The organism is Acidovorax sp. GW460-11-11-14-LB4 (genome assembly GCF_059423685.1).
Window position 1 is genome coordinate 1 of the sequence record NZ_JBWKYJ010000064.1, and the last position, 17,396, is coordinate 17,396.

Genomic DNA, 17,396 nt, shown 5'->3' on the forward strand with positions numbered 1-17,396 from the left:
GGGCGGGGGCGCGCCGCAGGGAGCTAGGGGAAGCAATGAAACTAAGCATGCGCCATTGTCCCGCGTGCCAGTCCGCGTACAGGGGGCGAATGTGAATCAGTCCGTATGGTGAATATGTTTACTATGTTTTTGATAGCTGCTTGCGCATGTTCCACTAGCGCTTGCGACCAAAAACACTGAAAAATGCGGTTACAGTGGCACCTTGATCGCCTTGCGCCCCGCCCGCCGTGCGCGAGCCTCCGCCTGCAGCCCCCTGTTAGCCTACCGACCATGGCGCCCCACACCTTTCTCTGGCACGACTACGAAACCTTTGGCGCCAACACGCGCCGCGACCGGCCTGCGCAGTTCGCGGCCATCCGCACCGATGCCGAGCTGAACGAAATCGGCGAGCCGCTGATGCTGTACTGCCAGCCCGCCAACGACTATCTGCCCGACCCGGTGTCGTGCCTCATCACCGGCATCACGCCCCAGCAGTGCCTGGAGCAGGGCGTGCCCGAGCACCAGTTTGCCGCGCGCATCGAGTCCGAGTTTGCGCAGCCCGGCACGATTGGCGTGGGCTACAACACCATCCGGTTTGACGACGAGATCACGCGCTTCATGTTCTGGCGCAACCTCATCGACCCCTATGCGCGCGAGTGGCAAAACCAGTGCGGCCGCTGGGACCTGCTGGACGTGGTGCGCATGACCTATGCGCTGCGGCCCGATGGCATCACCTGGCCCAAGAAGGAAGACGGCGTGACGCCCAGCTTCAAGCTGGAGCACCTGTCCAAGGCCAACGGCCTGCAGCACGATGCCGCGCACGATGCGCTGTCGGACGTGCGCGCCACCATTGCGCTGGCGCGGCTGATTCGCCAGCACAACACCAAGCTGTTTGACTTTGCGCTCAGCCTGCACAAGAAAGACCGCGTAGCCGCCGAGCTGCGGCTGCCCGCCACCAGGGCCACCGCGCGGGCTTTTTTGCATGTGTCGGGCATGTTCCCCACCGAACGCGGCTGCCTGGCGGTGATGTGGCCGCTGGCCAGCCACCCCACCAACAAGAACGAGCTGATCGCCTGGGACCTGGCCCACGACCCGCGCGAGCTGGCCACGCTGAATGTGGAGGACATTCGCCTGCGCATGTTCAGCAAGGCCGATGCGCTGCCCGAGGGCGTCACGCGCCTGCCCATCAAGACCATCCACCTGAACAAGTCGCCCATGGTGGTGGGCAATGTGAACACGCTCACGCCCGCGTTGGCCCAGCGCTGGGGCATCGATCTGGCCCAGGCCGCGCAGCACGCCGAGGTGGCGCGCGCGCTGCCCGACATGAGCGGCATCTGGCCGGCGGTGTTTGCCCGCCCGCAAGAGCCCGCGCCCGATGTGGACCAGGACTTGTATGGCGGGTTTGTGGGCAACAACGACCGGCGCCTCCTGAACGACCTGCGCACCCTCAGCGGCGACAAGCTGGCCAAGGCGCGTGCGAACTTTGACGACCCGCGCCTGGCCGAGCTGCTGTGGCGCTACCGGGCGCGCAACTTTCCGCAGACGCTGTCACCCGAGGAGCAGGAACGATGGGAGGCCCACCGCGCTGCCTGCCTGTTTGACGGGCAGGGCGGGGCGCGTACGGTAGAACAGTTGTTCACCGAAATCGACGAACTCTCAGAGACCGCCGACGACGAGCGCACGCATGATATTTTGGGCGCCTTGTACGATTACGCTGAACACATCGCACCGGAGCGATGACTCCCCCTGAGGCGCTGCGCGCCTTCCCCCGGAGGGGGACGCACCCGGTGGCCTGGCAAAGCCAGTTCCACGGGTGCACTGGCATCAGGGCGCGCCAGTAGTGATCGCCCCGTCTTGTAAGTAGCCACGCAGAAACAGCGCAGATTTTTATGACGACACCGCAGAACCACAGTTTCACCACCCAGATCGTGCACGCCGACCGCCTGGGCGGCGCCGAGCACGGGGCCATCCACAAGCCCATCCACACCTCGGTGCAGTACGGCTACGAGAAGGTCGAGGACCTGATCGCCGTCTTCCAGGGCACCGCCAAGGGCGGCTTCAACTACGCGCGCCAGGGCACACCCACCACGGCGGCGCTGGAGGCCAAGATCACGCAGATGGAGGGCGGGCACGGCTCCATCGTGTTCTCCACCGGCATGGCGGGCATCTGCGCGGTGTTCCTCACCCTGCTCAAGGCGGGCGACCATCTGGTGGCCAGCCAGTTCGTGTTTGGCAACACCAACAGCGTGTTCGGCACGTTGGCCGACCTGGGCATTGAAGTGACCACGGTGGACGTGACCGACGCGGCCAATGTGGCAGCCGCGCTGCGCCCCAACACCCGCATGGTGTTTGTCGAAACCATTGCCAACCCCGGCACGCAGATCGCCGACCTGGAGGGCATTGGCGCGCTGTGCAAGGCGCATGGCGCGCTCTACGTGGTGGACAACACGGTGGCATCGCCCTACCTGTTCCGCGCGGCCACGGTGGGCGCGGGGCTGGTAGTCAACTCGCTCACCAAGAGCATTGGCGGGCAGGGCGATGCGCTGGGCGGCGCCATCACCGACACGGGCCTGTACGACTGGTCGGGCTACCCCAACATCTTTGCGGCCTACCGCAAGGGCGACGCGAAGGGCTGGGGCCTGCAGCAGCTGCGCAAAAAGGGCCTGCGCGACATGGGCGGCACGCTGTCGTCCCACGCCGCCCACCAGCTGGCCCTGGGCGCGGAGACTTTGTCGCTGCGCATGGACCGCACCAGTGCCACCGCCCTGGCGCTGGCGCAGCGGCTGGAGGCGCACCCGGCCGTCTCGCGCGTGCTGTACCCCATGCTGCCCTCGCACCCGCAGCACGCCTTTGCGCGCAAGCACCTCAAGGCGGGCTCGTGGCTGCTGTCGTTCGAGCTGCGCAACCCCGACCAGTGCCTGGCCGTGTGCAACCGCCTGCAGTTGCCCATCAAAGCCACGGGGCTGGCCGACACGCGCACGCTGATCATCCCGGTGGCGCACACCATCTTCTGGGAGGCCGGCCCCGCCGTGCGCGCCACCATGGGCATTGCCGACAGCATGATCCGCCTGTCGGTGGGCCTGGAAGAGGCGGACGACCTGCTGGCCGACTTTGAGCAGGCGCTGGCCGGAGCCTGACCCCACCTGAACTGCCCACCCTGACCGGGAGCCCGCCATGGCCACTGCCACCTCTGCACCGCCCGCCAACATCGGCAAGTACCGCATCGAGCGTGAACTGGGGCGGGGCGCCAGTGGCATCGTGTACCTGGGGCTCGACGGCTTCCGGGGCCGCAAGGTGGCCATCAAGCAGACCCACGCGCACCTGCTGAAGGTGCCCGAGCAGGCAGAGCGCTACCGCAAGCTGCTGCGCAACGAGGCCGCGCTGTCGGGCCGCCTGCGCCACCCCAACATCGTGCGCCTGCTGGATGCGGACGAAGAAGCGCTGCCGCCCTATCTGGTGCTCGAATACGTGGATGGCCAGCCGCTGTCCGACTTTGCAACGCCCGACACCTTGCTGCCCGTGCCCCAGGTGCTGGACATTGCCTTCAAGTGCTGCAACGCGCTCGAATACGCCTACCGCGAGGGCCTGGTGCACCGCGACATCAAGCCCGCCAACCTGATGCTGGCGCGCGGCGGCGATGTGAAGCTGACCGACTTTGGTGCCGCCCTGTCGTTGCGCAGCGATGCCACGCAGCTGTCTGGCCTGGTGGGGTCGCCCTCGTACATGTCGCCCGAACAGGTGCGTGAGCAGGACCTCACCCACCACAGCGACATGTTTTCGCTGGCCGTGGTGGTGTACGAGCTGCTCACCGGCCGCCGCCCGTTTGATGGCGACACCGACTTCGCGACGCTCTACAAGATCAGCAACGAGACGCCCACCCGGCCCAGCCTGCTGCGGGCGTCGTTGCCTGCGCATGTGGACGAGGTGTTGCTGCGTGCGCTGGCCAAGCAGCCCGTCGACCGCTTTGCCACCTGGGCCGACTTTGCCCAAGCACTGCTGGCCGCGCACCGGGGCCTGCCCCGCCAGAAGTCGCAAGACACCGAGGCCGAGCGCTTTGCACGCCTGCGTGCGCTGCCGTTTTTTGCCGACTTTCACGACGTGGCGCTGTGGGAGCTGATGCGCCTGGGCAGCTGGCGCCGGCTGGAGCAGGGCACGGTGCTGATGCGCGAGAACACGCCCGGCGACTCGTTCTGCATCCTCATCGAAGGCCAGGTGGCCGTCAGTCGCCAGGGCTGGAACCTCAGCACCCTGGGCCCCGGCGTGACCTTGGGCGAGATGGCCTACCTGCGCCCCGACAACCGCATCCGCACCGCCACCGCCGTGGCCGAGACCGAGGTGCTGGTGCTCAAGGTTCGCAACCCTGCGCTGCGCGAGGCGTCGGAGGATTTGCAGTCGCGCTTTGACAAGGCCTTCATCAAGCTGCTGGTCGGGCGGCTGATTGCCACCAACGAGCAGCTGGCTGAGTGGGAACTGGTGGCTGCGCCAGGGCCCGCTGGCGGTTGATACCCTGATTGCTACTTAATTGATAGCTGCCAGGGCATATTGCACTAGCGCTACCAGCAAAAACTATCCAAAAAACCGGTAGCACACCACAATGGCGGCCAACACGCCCGCCAGCTCGGCCAGCAAGGCGCAGCCCACGGCGTGCCGGGCGCGCTGAATGCCCACGGCTCCAAAGTACACGGCCAGCACGTAAAAGGTGGTTTCGGTGCTGCCCTGGATGGTGGCGGCGGCCAGGGCGGCGAAGCTGTCTACGCCCTGGGTCTGCATGGTCTCGATGAGCATGGCGCGCGCCGCGCTGCCCGAGAACGGCTTGACCAGGGCGGTGGGCAGCGCGTCCACAAACCGGGCGTCGGCGCCCAGCGTGGTCACGCACCAGCGGATGCCATCCAGCACATAGCCCAGCGCGCCCGAGGCCCGGAACACGCCCACGGCGCAGAGCATGGCCACCAGATAGGGCAGCAGGCCCTTGGCCACGTCAAAGCCCTCGCGCGCCCCCTCGATGAATGCCTCGTACACCGGCACCTTGCGCCACGCGCCCAGCGCCACAAACAGCACGACCAGCGCAAACAGCGTGAGGTTGCCCAGCAGCGACGACAGGGATGCCAGTGCGGCGGCACTCAGCGTGGTCAGCAGCGCCATGAACCCGCCCAGCACCAGCGCCACGGGCAGCAGGTAGGCCAGCACCACGGGGCTCCACAGTGGCAGGCGCTGCACCACGGCCACGCTCAGCAGGCCCACCAGGGTGGAGGCAGACGTGGCCAGCAGGATGGGCAGGAAGACCAGCGTCGGGTCGGGCGCGCCCTGCTGCATGCGGTACATGAAGATGGTGACCGGCAGCAGCGTGAGCGATGAGGCGTTGAGCACCAGGAACAGGATCTGCGCGTTGGTGGCGGTGTCGGGCTCGGGGTTCAGCTCCTGCAGCGCCTTCATGGCCTTCAGGCCCATGGGCGTGGCCGCGTTGTCCAGCCCGAGGGCGTTGGCGGCAAAGTTCAGCGTCATCAGGCCCAGGGCGGGGTGGCCCCGGGGCACACCCGGCATCAGGCGCAGGAACAGCGGGGCCAGCCACCGGGCCAGGGCATCGACCAGGCCCGCCCTCTCGGCAATCCGCAAAAAGCCCAGCCACAGCGTGAGGGTGCCAAACAACAGCACCATCACCTCGACCGACAGTTTGGCCATGGCAAACAGCGCTTCGACCATGGCTGCAAAAATCTGGGCGTTGCCCCCCACCAGCCATTGGGCCAGGGCCGCGATGGCCGCCGTGAGGAAAAAGCCCAGCCAAAGGGTGTTGAGCATCAGTGCACCGGGCAGGGGTCAAAGGAAGGAGCTGTGCGCATGTCGCCGAGGTTAACTGCACCGCTGCGTGCGGCTGATAAAGAGCGTGGCGGAAGGGCAACGATAGTGTCCTTGGTGGTCAGTGGTACCCTATAGGGTTCGGTCTGAAGTTGCACTCCCATCCTCTGGGGGCTGTTCGGGAGGCGTATTTCCTCCCGGCGGCTCCTGCATGGTTGCAGCAACTCCCACACACGGCGCCCCAGCGCGCCGCATTCACATCAAGGAAAAGAGATCCATCATGGGCGCGCAGTGGAAAGCAAAAGGCAAGGCACAGGTGGCCGACGCCAAGGGCAAGCTGTTTGGCAAGCTGGTCAAGGAAATCACCGTGGCTGCACGCGGCGGTGCCGACCCGGCCAGCAATGCCCGCCTGCGCCTGGTGGTGGAGCAGGCTCGCAAGGCCTCCATGCCCAAGGACACGCTGGAGCGTGCCATCAAAAAGGGCTCGGGCACCGGCGCGGACGCGGTGAACTACGAACGCGTGATCTACGAAGGTTTTGCCCCCCATCAGGTGGCCGTGATGGTTGAATGCCTGACCGACAACGTGAACCGCACGGCCCCCGAGATGCGCGTGCTGTTCCGCAAGGGCCAGCTGGGCACCTCGGGCTCGGTGGCCTGGGACTTCAACCATGTCGGCATGATCGAAGCCGAGCCCGCCACCCCCGACGCTGACCCCGAGCTGGCCGCCATCGAGGCCGGTGCGCAGGACTTTGAAGCGGGCGACGAAGAGGGCACCACCACCTTCTGGACCGACCCCACCGACCTCGACCTGGTCAGCCGCGCGCTGCCCGCCCACGGCTTCACGGTGCTGTCCGCCAAGCTGGGGTACAAGCCCAAGAACCCGGTGAACCCCGCCAACCTCACGGCTGAGCAGCTGGAGGAGGTTGAGAACTTCCTGGCGGCCATCGATTCGAACGACGACGTGCAAAACGTGTTTGTGAGCCTGGGTGGTTGATGTGCGCGCGCAGGCGCCGACACAGGTGCTGAAGAGGCTGCCCTGGATGGCGCCCCTGGCTTTGACGGACGGACTGACTGTTTCATGACTGCTGACCACTACGCAGCCCTTGGGCTGGCGGCCAACGCGTCGCTGGCGGACATCAAGAAGGCTTTTCGCCAGAAGGCCTCGTTCTACCACCCCGACCGCAACACGGCGCCCGACGCCGCACAGCGCTTTGCCGAGGTGCAAAAGGCCTATGAGGTGCTGTCGGACGACGACGCCCGCCAGGCCTATGACGACAACCGCCGCCGCAACCTGCTGGACGACCCGCTGCAGACCGCCCAGGAGATCTGGCAGGCCTACAGCGCAAGCATTCTTTCTCATCCTACTGCCCTGTGAAACTTTCTCCCTATTTTTATGACCTGCGCTCGGCCTATCAGGCCGAGCTGGACGATCTGGTGTCCGACTCCGAGGGCAACGACGTTCTGCGCAAGCGCCTGGCCGAAAAGCGCAACGAGATGGCGTTTTTGGTGCAGATGATGGAACTGGCCCCCGAAATGGTGGCCGTGGTCTTTCACCGGGGCTTTCGCTTTACCAAACCGGCTGCACTGGAGCACCTGCTGGGCTTGCCGGTGAACGAGCTGCCCGACTGGCACAGCCTGACCCATGCCGTAGCGTTGGAGCCCTGGGCAATGAGTCTGGCCCAGGCCGTGTTGCGCGAGCCCCAGGGCGCACGCTTTCTGACGGTAGCCGCCGGCCTGGAATACCTGCAACAGCACGCGCGCCTGGCTCCGGCCGCAGCGTCGCATGCCGACAGCGATGCCGAGGACGATGGTGAAGATGCCGCCGAACACGACGATGACTACAGCGCCCTGAGTGCCGACGACGCGGTGGACCCGCAAAACAGCCGTACGCGCGAAGAGTCCAGCGCCAACTGGCTGGCCGATGTGGGCTTTGAGCGCAAGGAATGACGACCATGAGCAGCAGCAACCAACACCTGGCCCTGATCACCAAGACCACCAGCCTCATTGCGGCCGGTGACATCGTGGGCGCCGAGTCGGCGCTGGCCGAACTGGCCGACAGCGATGGCGACGGCGCGCTGATGGTGGTGCTGGACCAGCTGGCGCCCAAGGACATCCTGGCCGTGATGCGCGAGTACGACGACTCCAAGGCTTCGGTGGTCAACATGCTGGTCACGCCCGAGCAGTTTGCGCGCGCGATGGTGCTGGAAAAGCAGTACAAGGACCTCACCCACACCCACCTGCGCAACATGGTCAACGCGGTGGTGTTCCGTGACGATGCCGACCCGGTGGAGTTCCTCACCGCGATTGGAGACCTGGAGGGTGGCGCCGAGGCCCTGGCCAACTACTTTGCCGAAAAGTGGAGCCGCATCGAGGCCTTTGCCCGCACCGGCACCTTTGACGCCACCGAAGACTACGGCGTCACACTGAGCGACGACGAGCTGCTGGCCTCGGGCTATGTGCAGCCGCGCATCGACCTCGATGAAGTGGCCGACCGCGACTGGATGCAGATGGCCTGGCTGCTGCGCTATGAGTGCCGCGACCTGTTCATCGAGATGCTGCTGGTGCTGCGTGCCAAGGCCCGCGCGTTTGACCAGGGACTGGAAGAAGGCGAAGAGACGTCCGAAGAAGACGATGGCAAGTTCGAGACCAGCGAAACCGACCGCGGCAAGGCCACGCCTGCCGCACGGGCTTCCGACGAAGAGTCTGCGATTTAGTGAACAACCCCCTGAGGCGCTTCGCGCCTTCCCCCTGCTCTCGAATGGCTGTGCCATTCGGGAAGGGGGACACCGCCAGCGCGGCGGGGCGGCCCTTGCGCGGCGGTCCTGGTATGGGCCGCGCCAGTTTCATAGCCCATGAGCAGCGCGAAGCGCGATAGATTCAGACATGACCGTGCCTCCCACGCCTTCCTCAATTTCTGCACCAGTCGCTACTGCCAATGCCCTGCAACTGCACGACGCGCGCCCTTTCTTTGAAAAGGCGCTGGTCTACGGCGTGCAGCACGGCCTGATTGACGCGGACCGGCTGGCGGCCATCAATGCCGATGCGCCCAAGGGCATGGTGCAGATCGCGCGTTACTTTGGCAGCGAGTTTCTGCGCCCAGAACTGGAGAAGGCGCGGGACCGCATGGTCAACCTGATCAGCCTGTACCTGCTGGAGACCACGGCCGGTGATCTGGCCAAGGCGGCGGTGTCGCTGCGCGACAACTCCTTTTTGTCGCGCTCCAAAGGCGGCTCGGACATGCTCAAGCGCCTGATCGCCATGCCCGAGAGCAGCAACTTCGGCATGGGCGGCTATGCGGATGCCGAAACCCCACTGCTGGCTGCCTGGTCGCTGCGCAGCCATGCCGACTACCGCGCCGAGCTGGCCCGCCGCAGCCACATCGCCCAGGCCATCGCCGCCGCCGACTGGCTGGCCGCGCAGTACGACCTGGACACCGAAGAGCTGGAAACCGCCGGGGCCGACGCCGAGGCCGTGATCCGCACAGGGCTGCTGATGCAGGCGCTGAACCCCAAGGCCATGGCGGCGAGTGAGTGGCCCAGCGCCCCGGTGTTTGAAAAGCTGGTGACTGCACTGCGCAAAAAGAAGGCACCCCTGCCGACGGCGCTGCGCCTGCCCCCCGGCGTGCCGGCAGAGCTGCGTGACGTGCTGCAAGCCCAATGCGCCACCGTGCTGGCCGACCTGCCCAAGCTTCTGCAATCCGCTGCGCCGCTGCGCACCCTGCTGCGCCCCATGGGCGCCTTCAGGGCACGCTACTTCCTGCTGGACGACCCTCTGGCCGAAGTGGACAGCTTTCACCGCAGCCTGGATGTGCTGGAGGACGACGATGAGCCTCCACAGCCTGCCAGCAAGACATGGACCAAGGCGACCGGAGGCAACGACGACGAGCACTCGCTGCTGACGCTGTTTCTGTGCCTGGCCGCCGGTGCGCCCAAGAAGACGCTGCTCACCGAGAAAACCGCCGCCAGCCTGGTGCGCAAGATCCGCAAGTCTGGCCTGCAGCCCGAGCTGGCGTCTGACTTCATTCGCAGCCACGCGGCTGCCGCCTTCCAGCAGGACTACCTGGCGCTGTGGTCTGGTTTTTTGCAAGACGCGCAGGCCACGCTGACCAGCGACCGCGACTACCAGATGCACGATGCGCTGGCGCTGCTGCGGCGCGAATGCCACGTGGTGGGTTGACAGGTGCTCCCAACGGCCACGCGAGGAGGTATGGCCTGAGGGGCTCCAAGCGCCGGCTGAAGCACTGCATTGCTGCCCGCAAAGCGTCGCGGGGCAGTCAATGCTCTCGGTTACCATTGTTAACGTTGATAGTCATCTCACAGCCGGCAGGCGATAGCAGCCGGGCGTTGAGCGATGGCGTCGCGTTGTGAACCCCAGCCCGTACCCTCTGTGCACAGCCCCACCCTCCTTATCGTCGCGGCCATTCTTGCAGCGCTGGTCACTGGCGTTTTGTCCGCGGTGTGGCTCTTCAACAGACGTATTCCGGGACTTCGCCTCTGGGCGCAGGCATTGTTCTGCGCCACTGTGTTCTGCATCAACCTGTTGCTGCGCGACCATGTGCCTCTGCCGTTGTCTGTCGTGCTGGCGCAGTCTTCCATTGCTTTGACTGCATACCTGTGCCTGCTGGGCGCACGCGAGTACATGGGCAAGGCGCCCCTGGGGCATGGTGTTGCCGCTCTGGCCTTGGGGCTTCTGCTGGCGACAGCCTTGTTTTTTACCCTGGTGAAGCCTAACGTGCAGGTGCGCATCGTGCTGACGGGTCTGGTGCCAGGGGTTATATTCATTGCGGCTGCACACACGCTGGCACGTGGCGGTTTTCGCAAGGTACCCGCACGGTACCTGTTTGCGGCCACGGTGGGTGTGCACGGTGCCTTCTTGCTCGTGCGGCCCTTATTGTTCAAGCTGGCCGCACCCGCCGAAGGGGCGCAGCCCGAGGCGGGCATGGTGGCCGCGCTGTCGCAGTTTGTGGTTCTGGAGTCCACCCTCGCTGTGGTGCTGGTGGCGTTCGGCGCGTTGATGCTGACCAATGAGTTCATCACCAACGAACTGCGCCACCTCGCCGAGGTGGACCCGCTGACCAATGTGTTCAACCGCCGCGCGTTTCTGACCTTGTTGGACAAGGCCATCAGCAACGCCCAGCGCACGCAGACGACGTTGCCCGTGCTGGTGATGGACCTGGACCATTTCAAGAAGGTCAACGACAGCTGGGGCCATCGCGCGGGCGACGATGTGCTGCGCCATTTTGTGATGCTGGCCCAGCGCTGCCTGCGCAAGGAAGACATGATGGGCCGCCTGGGGGGGGAGGAGTTCGCGATCTTCTTGCCCAATGCAGGGGCAGGTGGCGCCATTGCGGTGGCCGAGCGCCTGCGCGCCATGGTGGAGGCCCACCCTGTGGTGACCGAGCAGCGCAGCATTGCGCTCACGGTGAGTGTCGGCGTCACCCTGTGCGCGGGCAGCGAGTCGGCGGGTACGGCCTTGCAGCGTGCGGACGAGGCCATGTACCTGGCCAAGGAGCGGGGGCGCAACCGGGTGGAGATGACGGTGGCCCCAGCAGCGCCCTTGGTCCCTGTTACTGCAACCCCCGCGCCGGCCGCACCAACTACCCTGGCGGCCTAGGAGCGGCGGAGCGCCGGAAAGGCGCCCAGGCCTTGCAGACCTGCGCCATGGCGGGCTGTGTCGGCTGCCCGACCCTGGCGACGGCTGCAGGGGGCACAAGGCAGGCGCTGCCCGGCACAATCAACGCTTTCACACCACCCCCGGTGATGGGGGCAGACAACCCCATGGCAGTTCCACCCCGTTCTGGCGCACCCAAAGCCGCTACCCCCGCAGCCATCCACCCCTCGCCCCCTGCACCGCCTGCAGCGCCCGACCGGAGGGCGTTTCTGGCCATCGGCACGGGGGTGGCGCTCGCAGCGGCTGGTGCTGCCGGGTATTTTCTGCACCAGCCGGACAACGACAGGCAGCTGGTATTTGCCACCCTGCACGATGCGATGCGCGAGGCCGAGCGGCTGAACGCAGCTTCCGTCCACGCGCTGGAACCCGCCACAGCCTGGACCTGGGCACAGACGCTGGTGCATTGCGCACAGAGCATTGAATACTCGCTGCAGGGTTTTCCGTTGCCCAAATCTGCGCTGTTCCAGAACACCCTGGGGGCTGCAGCTTTCAAGGTGTTTACCCTGCGGGGACGCATGAGCCACAACCTGGCAGAGCCTATCCCGGGCGCACCCGCGCTGGATGCGCAGGCCACGGACACATCGGCCGCCATGGCCCGCCTGCGCCAGGCGGTGCAGGACTTTGCCATCCACACGGGGGCGCTGCAGCCTCACTTTGCCTACGGTGCACTGAGCCGGTCGCAGTACGAGCAAGCGCATGCCATGCACCTGGCCAACCACCTGTCGGCCTTTGACGGGCGCGGGTAGGGCAGTCTCCGGCAACCGACGCACCGCCTCTCAGAACCCGCAGCGGCAAGCTTGTGCCGCAGGCGGAAGCCCCACGCAATTGCAGCCAAATTGATGCAAGTCAGGTGAGGCGGCTGGCCACAAGCAGCCCATGAAGGCGCTGCGCTTACGATGCATTTTGAGGTGAGGCGCCTTTGCTGACGTGACTGGAAATGCGCTCCTGCCTCCGCATCAAAAGGGATCAGAGCCATGGGCAGCAAGTGGAAAATTTATGCGGCCGCCGCAGCGCTGTTGTTGCTGGGCACCGTGTTGGTCGTGCGGTGGGCGCCCTGGCAGCCCAAGGGGCCCGGCCCTGGGTTTGTGAGTGGCAATGGACGCATCGAGGCCACCGAGATTGCCGTGGCCACCAAACTGGCGGGGCGTGTGCTCGATGTTTTGGTGGCCGAGGGCGATTTTGTGAAGGCGGGGCAGCCCCTGGCCCGCATGCAGATCGACGGCCTGCAGGCCCAGCGCGAAGAGGCCGTGGCCCGGCTGCAGCAGGCGCAACTGGCCATCAGCAGTGCCCAGGTGCAGGTGGCCCAGCGCGAGAGCGACTACCAAGCCGCCTTGGCCGTGGTGGCCCAGCGCGAGAGCGACCTCGACACCGCCCGCCGCCGCCTGCCGCGCTCTGAGCAGCTAGCGCGCGAAGGCTTTTTCTCCAGCCAGTTGCTCGACGATGACCGCGCCAAGGTACGTAGCCAGCAGGCCGCTGTGACGGCTGCCAAGGCACAGGCCAAGGCCGCACAGGCGGGCATTGGTGCGTCGCGCACGCAGGTGACCAGTGCCGAGGCCAATGTGCGTGCGCTGGAGGCCACACTGGCGCGCATTGATGTGGAGCTGGCCGACAGCGAACTCAAGGCGCCGCGCGACGGCCGGGTGCAGTTCCGCGTGGTGCAGCCCGGCGAGGTGGTGGGCGCAGGTGCGCGCGTGCTGCAGCTGGTGGACCTGAGCGACGTGTACATGACCTTCTTTTTGCCCGAGACCGTGGCGGGCCGGGTAGCACTGGGCAGCGAGGTGCGCATCGTGCTCGATGCCGCACCGGGCTTTGTGATCCCGGCCACCGTGTCGTTTGTGGCCAGCACCGCGCAGTTCACGCCCAAGACGGTGGAGACCGCCAGCGAGCGCCAGAAGCTCATGTTCCGCGTGCGCGCGCAGATCGACAAGGCGCTGCTGCTGCGCCACCAGGAGCAGGTCAAGACCGGCCTGCCCGGCGTGGCCTGGCTGCGGGTAGACCCCGCAGTGGAATGGCCCGCTAATCTCTCCGTCAAGGCCGACCAGTGAGCCTCCCCGGCAGCGCGGCACCCGTGGCCCGCCTGCGTGGCGTGGGCCAGCGCTACGGGCGCACGGTGGCGCTCGCAGACATCGATTTGGAAGTGGCCGCGGGCCGCATGGTGGGCCTGATCGGGCCGGATGGCGTGGGCAAGTCCAGCCTGCTGGCGCTGGCGGCGGGCGCCCGCGCGGTGCAGCAGGGCACCGTGGAGGTGCTGGGCGGCGACATGGCCAAAAGCCGCCACCGCAGCCGGGTGTGCCCCCGCATCGCCTACATGCCGCAGGGCCTGGGCAAGAACCTGTACCCCACGCTGTCGGTGGAAGAGAACCTGCAGTTCTTTGGCCGCCTGTTCGGGCATGACGCGGCCGAGCGGCGGCGCCGCATTGATGAACTCACCCGCAGCACAGGGCTGCACCCGTTTCTGGCGCGGCCTGCGGGCAAGCTCTCGGGCGGCATGAAGCAAAAGCTGGCCTTGTGCTGCGCGCTCATCCACGACCCCGACCTGCTCATCCTGGACGAGCCCACCACCGGCGTGGACCCGTTGGCGCGCGCGCAGTTCTGGGATTTGATCGGCCGTATCCGCGCCGCGCGGCCGGGCATGAGCGTCATCGTGGCCACGGCCTACATGGAGGAGGCGCAACGCTTTGAATGGCTGGTGGCCATGGACGAAGGCCGCATTCTGGCGACCGGCACCCCCGCCGAGCTCATGGCCCGCACCGGGCACGGTGCGCTGGAGCAGGCCTTCGTGGCCCTGCTGCCCGAGGCCAAGCGCCGGGGCCACCAGGCGGTGCAGATTCCGCCGCTGGACCGCTCGCAGGCAGACGACGCAGCCAACGTCGCCATCGAGGCGCGGGACCTCACCATGCGCTTTGGCGACTTTGTGGCGGTGGACCATGTGAGCTTTCGCATCCAGCGCGGCGAGATCTTTGGCTTTCTGGGCAGCAATGGTTGCGGCAAGTCCACCACCATGAAGATGCTGACCGGGCTGCTGCCCGCCAGCGACGGGCAGGCCTGGCTGTTTGGCCAGCCGGTGGACCCCAAGGACATGGCCACGCGGCGGCGCGTGGGCTACATGTCGCAGGCGTTTTCGCTGTACAGCGAGCTGTCGGTGGAGCAGAACCTGGTGCTGCACGCGCGGCTGTTCCATGTGCCCGAGGCCAAGGTGCCCGCGCGCGTGACGGCCATGCTGGAGCGCTTTGACCTGCAGGCCGTGCGCGGCGTACTGCCCATGAAGCTGCCCCTGGGCATGCGCCAGCGCCTGTCGCTGGCCGTGGCCATGGTGCACCAGCCCGAGCTGCTGATTCTGGACGAGCCCACCTCGGGCGTGGACCCGATGGCGCGCGACAACTTCTGGCGCCTGATGGTGGAGCTGGCGCGGCGCGACAAGGTCACCATCTTCATCTCCACCCACTTCATGAACGAGGCCGAGCGCTGCGACCGCATCTCGCTGATGCACGCAGGGCGCGTGTTGGAGAGCGCTGCGCCGCAGGACATCGTGGCCAAGCGCGGCGCCGCCACGCTGGAAGAAGCCTTCATCGGATACCTGGAAGATGCTGCGGGCACGGCTCAGGCTCCTGTGTCCGAGGCGGCTTCGGGCCCCACTGCGCTATTGCCGGTGTCCGCGCCCAACACTCCCACCTGGCCCACCCGCCTGCGCCAAAGCCTGGCCCGCATCCACAGCACCCAGTGGCGCGAAGCGCTGGAGCTGCGCCGCGACCCGGTGCGGGGCGCCATGGCGCTGTTGGGCTCGCTGATCCTGATGTTCGTGATGGGCTACGGCATCAGCATGGACGTGGAGAACCTGCGCTTTGCCGTGCTGGACCGCGATCAGACCGCGCTGAGCCGCGCCTACACGCTGAACCTGGCGGGCTCGCGCTACTTCACCGAGCAGCCGCCGATCACCACCTATGCCGAGCTGGATGCGCGCATGCGCTCCGCCGAGATATCGCTGGCGCTGGAGATCCCGCCCGGCTTTGCCCGCGACGTGGCACGCGGCCAGCCGGTGCAGATCGGCGCGTGGGTGGACGGCGCCATGCCCCAGCGCGCCGAAACCGTCATCGGTTACGCCCAGGGCCTGCACCAGCAATGGCTGGTGGAGCAAAGCCGCAGCCGCACGGGCGTGGTGCCCCGGGGCCTGCTGGAGGTGGAGCCGCGCTACCGCTACAACCCCGACGTGCGCAGCCTGCCGTCCATGGTGCCCGCCGTGATCCCGCTGCTGTTGCTCATGCTGCCCGCCATGCTCACGGCCCTGGCCGTGGTGCGCGAGAAGGAGCTGGGCTCGATCATCAACCTGTATGTGACGCCCACCACGCGCACCGAATTCATGCTGGGCAAGCAGCTGCCCTATGTGCTGCTGGCGCTGTTCAACTTCGGATTGATGTGCATGGCGGCTGTGACGGTGTTTGGTGTGCCCATCACCGGCAGCTTTGCCACGCTGACGCTGGGGGCCGTCCTGTTCAGCCTGTGCTCCACGGGCATGGGGCTGCTGGCCTCCACCGTTACGCGCAGCCAGATTGCGGCCATGTTCTTCGCCATGGTGGGCACGCTCATCCCGGCGGTGCAGTTCGCCGGGCTCATCAACCCCGTGTCGTCCATGACCGGTTTTGCACGCTGGGTGGGCGAGGTCTACCCTGCCAGCCACATGTTCACCATCAGCCGGGGCGTTTTCAACAAGGCGCTGGGCCTGCAGGATTTGCAGGCCGAGTTCTGGCCCATGCTGGTGGCGGTGCCTGTCATCGTTGGCACCGCCATCCTGTTGCTACGCAAGCAGGAGACCTGACATGGCGCTGAGAGGTCGTTGGTCGAACATTTTCAGGTTAGGCATCAAGGAGCTGTGGAGCCTGTGGCGCGACCCGGCCATGTTGTTCCTCATCGTCTACACGACCACGCTGGCGGTGTATTCGGCGGGCATGGCGCAGCCCGAAACGCTGCACCATGTGCCCATTGCCATCGTGGACGAGGACGATTCGGCGCTGTCCCAGCGCATCGCCACGGCGTTCTACGCGCCCCAGTTCACCCGCCCGGCCATGATCAGCATGCGCGAGGTGGACCCGTGCCTGGATGCTGGCCGCTTCACGCTGGTGCTGCACATCCCCGCCCATTTCCAGCGCGACGTGTTGGCAGGGCGGGTGCCCCAAGTGCAGCTCAACATCGACGCCACGCGCATGGGGCAGGCGTTTGCAGCCAATGGGGCGGTGCAGCAGATCGTGCAGCTGGAGGTGGCGGAGTTCGTGCAGCGCGACCGCGCCGTGGCCGCCCAGCCCATCGAGCTCACGGTGCGCGCACGCTTCAACCCGGCGCTGAACCCCGCGTGGTTCGGCTCGCTCATGGAGCTGATCAACATCGTGACCATGCTCTCCATCATCCTCACCGGCGCGGCGCTGATCCGCGAGCGCGAGCATGGCACGGTGGAGCACCTGCTGGTGATGCCTGTAACGCCCGGCGAGATCATGCTGGCCAAGGTCTGGGCCATGGCGCTGGTGGTGCTGGTCGCCACGTGGGTGTCGCTCACGGCCGTGATCCGCTGGGCGATTGGCGTGCCGATAGAAGGCTCGGTACCGCTGTTTCTGCTGGGGGCCACGCTGCACCTGTTTGCCACCACGTCCATGGGCATCTTCATGGCCACGGTGGCGCGCAGCATGCCGCAGTTTGGGCTGCTGATGGTGCTGGTGATGATGCCGCTGCAGATGCTGTCGGGCGGCGTCACCCCGCGCGAGAGCATGCCGCTGTGGGTGCAGTACGGCATGGCCCTGGCGCCCACCACGCACTTCACCGAGCTGGCCCAGGCCATCCTCTATCGGGGCGCGGGCTGGGCGGTGGTGTGGCCATCGCTGGTGTGGCTGCTGGGCATTGGGGCGGTGCTGTTCAGCCTGGCGCTGGCGCGGTTTCGCAAGACCATTGCGCGCATGGCCTGAATGCAA

At 66.5% G+C, this 17,396-nt stretch carries 14 protein-coding genes; 13 read left to right on the forward strand and 1 reads right to left on the reverse strand.

The genetic code is table 11. From position 1 onward, the window contains the following. Positions 1-270 precede the first annotated feature (270 nt). From sbcB to AC07X4_RS18900, 3 genes are all read left to right on the forward strand, one after another. A complete protein-coding gene (gene sbcB, locus AC07X4_RS18890) occupies positions 271-1,719 on the forward strand; it encodes an exodeoxyribonuclease I (protein ID WP_494740956.1) in 1,449 nt (482 codons plus the stop codon). Positions 1,720-1,868: 149 nt separating this feature from the next. Continuing rightward, complete coding sequence (locus tag AC07X4_RS18895; RefSeq protein ID WP_494740957.1) at positions 1,869-3,116, forward strand: cystathionine gamma-synthase family protein; 1,248 nt, start codon at positions 1,869-1,871, stop codon at positions 3,114-3,116. A gap of 37 nt (positions 3,117-3,153) precedes the next feature. Beyond that, positions 3,154-4,482, forward strand: coding sequence for a protein kinase domain-containing protein (locus tag AC07X4_RS18900; protein WP_494740958.1), 1,329 nt, complete (start codon positions 3,154-3,156; stop codon positions 4,480-4,482). Between the two features lie 63 nt (positions 4,483-4,545). Here AC07X4_RS18900 and AC07X4_RS18905 read toward each other — a convergent pair whose 3' ends face one another. Continuing rightward, positions 4,546-5,775, reverse strand: a complete 1,230-nt coding sequence (locus tag AC07X4_RS18905) for a nucleoside recognition domain-containing protein (protein ID WP_494740959.1) — start codon at positions 5,773-5,775, stop codon at positions 4,546-4,548. 277 nt (positions 5,776-6,052) lie between these two features. On the opposite strand from AC07X4_RS18905, the gene AC07X4_RS18910 reads away from it, so the two are divergent. From AC07X4_RS18910 to AC07X4_RS18955, 10 genes are all read left to right on the forward strand, one after another. After that, positions 6,053-6,766 (forward strand): YebC/PmpR family DNA-binding transcriptional regulator, encoded by a 714-nt coding sequence (locus tag AC07X4_RS18910; protein WP_056062254.1) that lies wholly within the window; start codon positions 6,053-6,055, stop codon positions 6,764-6,766. Between the two features lie 84 nt (positions 6,767-6,850). Continuing rightward, positions 6,851-7,147, forward strand: coding sequence for a DnaJ domain-containing protein (locus tag AC07X4_RS18915; protein WP_494740960.1), 297 nt, complete (start codon positions 6,851-6,853; stop codon positions 7,145-7,147). Next, positions 7,144-7,719: a hypothetical protein gene (locus AC07X4_RS18920; RefSeq protein ID WP_494740961.1), complete on the forward strand. Its 576-nt coding sequence runs from the start codon at positions 7,144-7,146 to the stop codon at positions 7,717-7,719. Before AC07X4_RS18915 ends, AC07X4_RS18920 begins: the two co-directional genes overlap by 4 nt. Positions 7,720-7,724: 5 nt before the next feature. Beyond that, entirely contained in the window at positions 7,725-8,486 is a 762-nt protein-coding gene (locus tag AC07X4_RS18925) for a hypothetical protein (RefSeq protein ID WP_056746672.1), read from the forward strand. 169 nt (positions 8,487-8,655) lie between these two features. Beyond that, entirely contained in the window at positions 8,656-9,948 is a 1,293-nt protein-coding gene (locus AC07X4_RS18930) for a hypothetical protein (RefSeq protein WP_494740962.1), read from the forward strand. Between the two features lie 330 nt (positions 9,949-10,278). After that, on the forward strand, positions 10,279-11,385 hold the full coding sequence (locus AC07X4_RS18935; protein ID WP_494740963.1) for a GGDEF domain-containing protein: 1,107 nt from the start codon (positions 10,279-10,281) through the stop codon (positions 11,383-11,385). Positions 11,386-11,549: 164 nt separating this feature from the next. Further along, entirely contained in the window at positions 11,550-12,188 is a 639-nt protein-coding gene (locus AC07X4_RS18940; RefSeq protein ID WP_494740964.1) for a DUF1569 domain-containing protein, read from the forward strand. Between the two features lie 228 nt (positions 12,189-12,416). Continuing rightward, complete coding sequence (locus tag AC07X4_RS18945) at positions 12,417-13,487, forward strand: HlyD family secretion protein (RefSeq protein ID WP_494740965.1); 1,071 nt, start codon at positions 12,417-12,419, stop codon at positions 13,485-13,487. Next, the gene (rbbA, locus tag AC07X4_RS18950) at positions 13,484-16,255 is read left to right on the forward strand and encodes a ribosome-associated ATPase/putative transporter RbbA (RefSeq protein ID WP_494740966.1); all 2,772 of its coding nucleotides are present in this window, start codon (positions 13,484-13,486) and stop codon (positions 16,253-16,255) included. The genes AC07X4_RS18945 and rbbA overlap by 4 nt, the downstream gene beginning before the upstream one ends. Before the next feature lies 1 nt (position 16,256). Further along, positions 16,257-17,390, forward strand: coding sequence for an ABC transporter permease (locus tag AC07X4_RS18955; protein WP_494740967.1), 1,134 nt, complete (start codon positions 16,257-16,259; stop codon positions 17,388-17,390). The last annotated feature ends 6 nt before the right edge of the window (positions 17,391-17,396 follow it).

What these genes read in the sequence shown, in the direction of transcription:
- AC07X4_RS18910 (WP_056062254.1), top strand. Translation starts at nt 6,053, where the DNA reads ATGGGCGCGCAGTGGAAAGCAAAAGGCAAGGCACAGGTGGCCGACGCC.
- AC07X4_RS18905 (WP_494740959.1), bottom strand. Translation starts at nt 5,775, where the DNA reads ATGCTCAACACCCTTTGGCTGGGCTTTTTCCTCACGGCGGCCATCGCG.
- AC07X4_RS18900 (WP_494740958.1), top strand. Translation starts at nt 3,154, where the DNA reads ATGGCCACTGCCACCTCTGCACCGCCCGCCAACATCGGCAAGTACCGC.
- AC07X4_RS18940 (WP_494740964.1), top strand. Translation starts at nt 11,550, where the DNA reads ATGGCAGTTCCACCCCGTTCTGGCGCACCCAAAGCCGCTACCCCCGCA.
- AC07X4_RS18945 (WP_494740965.1), top strand. Translation starts at nt 12,417, where the DNA reads ATGGGCAGCAAGTGGAAAATTTATGCGGCCGCCGCAGCGCTGTTGTTG.
- AC07X4_RS18895 (WP_494740957.1), top strand. Translation starts at nt 1,869, where the DNA reads ATGACGACACCGCAGAACCACAGTTTCACCACCCAGATCGTGCACGCC.
- sbcB (WP_494740956.1), top strand. Translation starts at nt 271, where the DNA reads ATGGCGCCCCACACCTTTCTCTGGCACGACTACGAAACCTTTGGCGCC.
- AC07X4_RS18955 (WP_494740967.1), top strand. Translation starts at nt 16,257, where the DNA reads ATGGCGCTGAGAGGTCGTTGGTCGAACATTTTCAGGTTAGGCATCAAG.
- AC07X4_RS18930 (WP_494740962.1), top strand. Translation starts at nt 8,656, where the DNA reads ATGACCGTGCCTCCCACGCCTTCCTCAATTTCTGCACCAGTCGCTACT.
- AC07X4_RS18925 (WP_056746672.1), top strand. Translation starts at nt 7,725, where the DNA reads ATGAGCAGCAGCAACCAACACCTGGCCCTGATCACCAAGACCACCAGC.
- AC07X4_RS18915 (WP_494740960.1), top strand. Translation starts at nt 6,851, where the DNA reads ATGACTGCTGACCACTACGCAGCCCTTGGGCTGGCGGCCAACGCGTCG.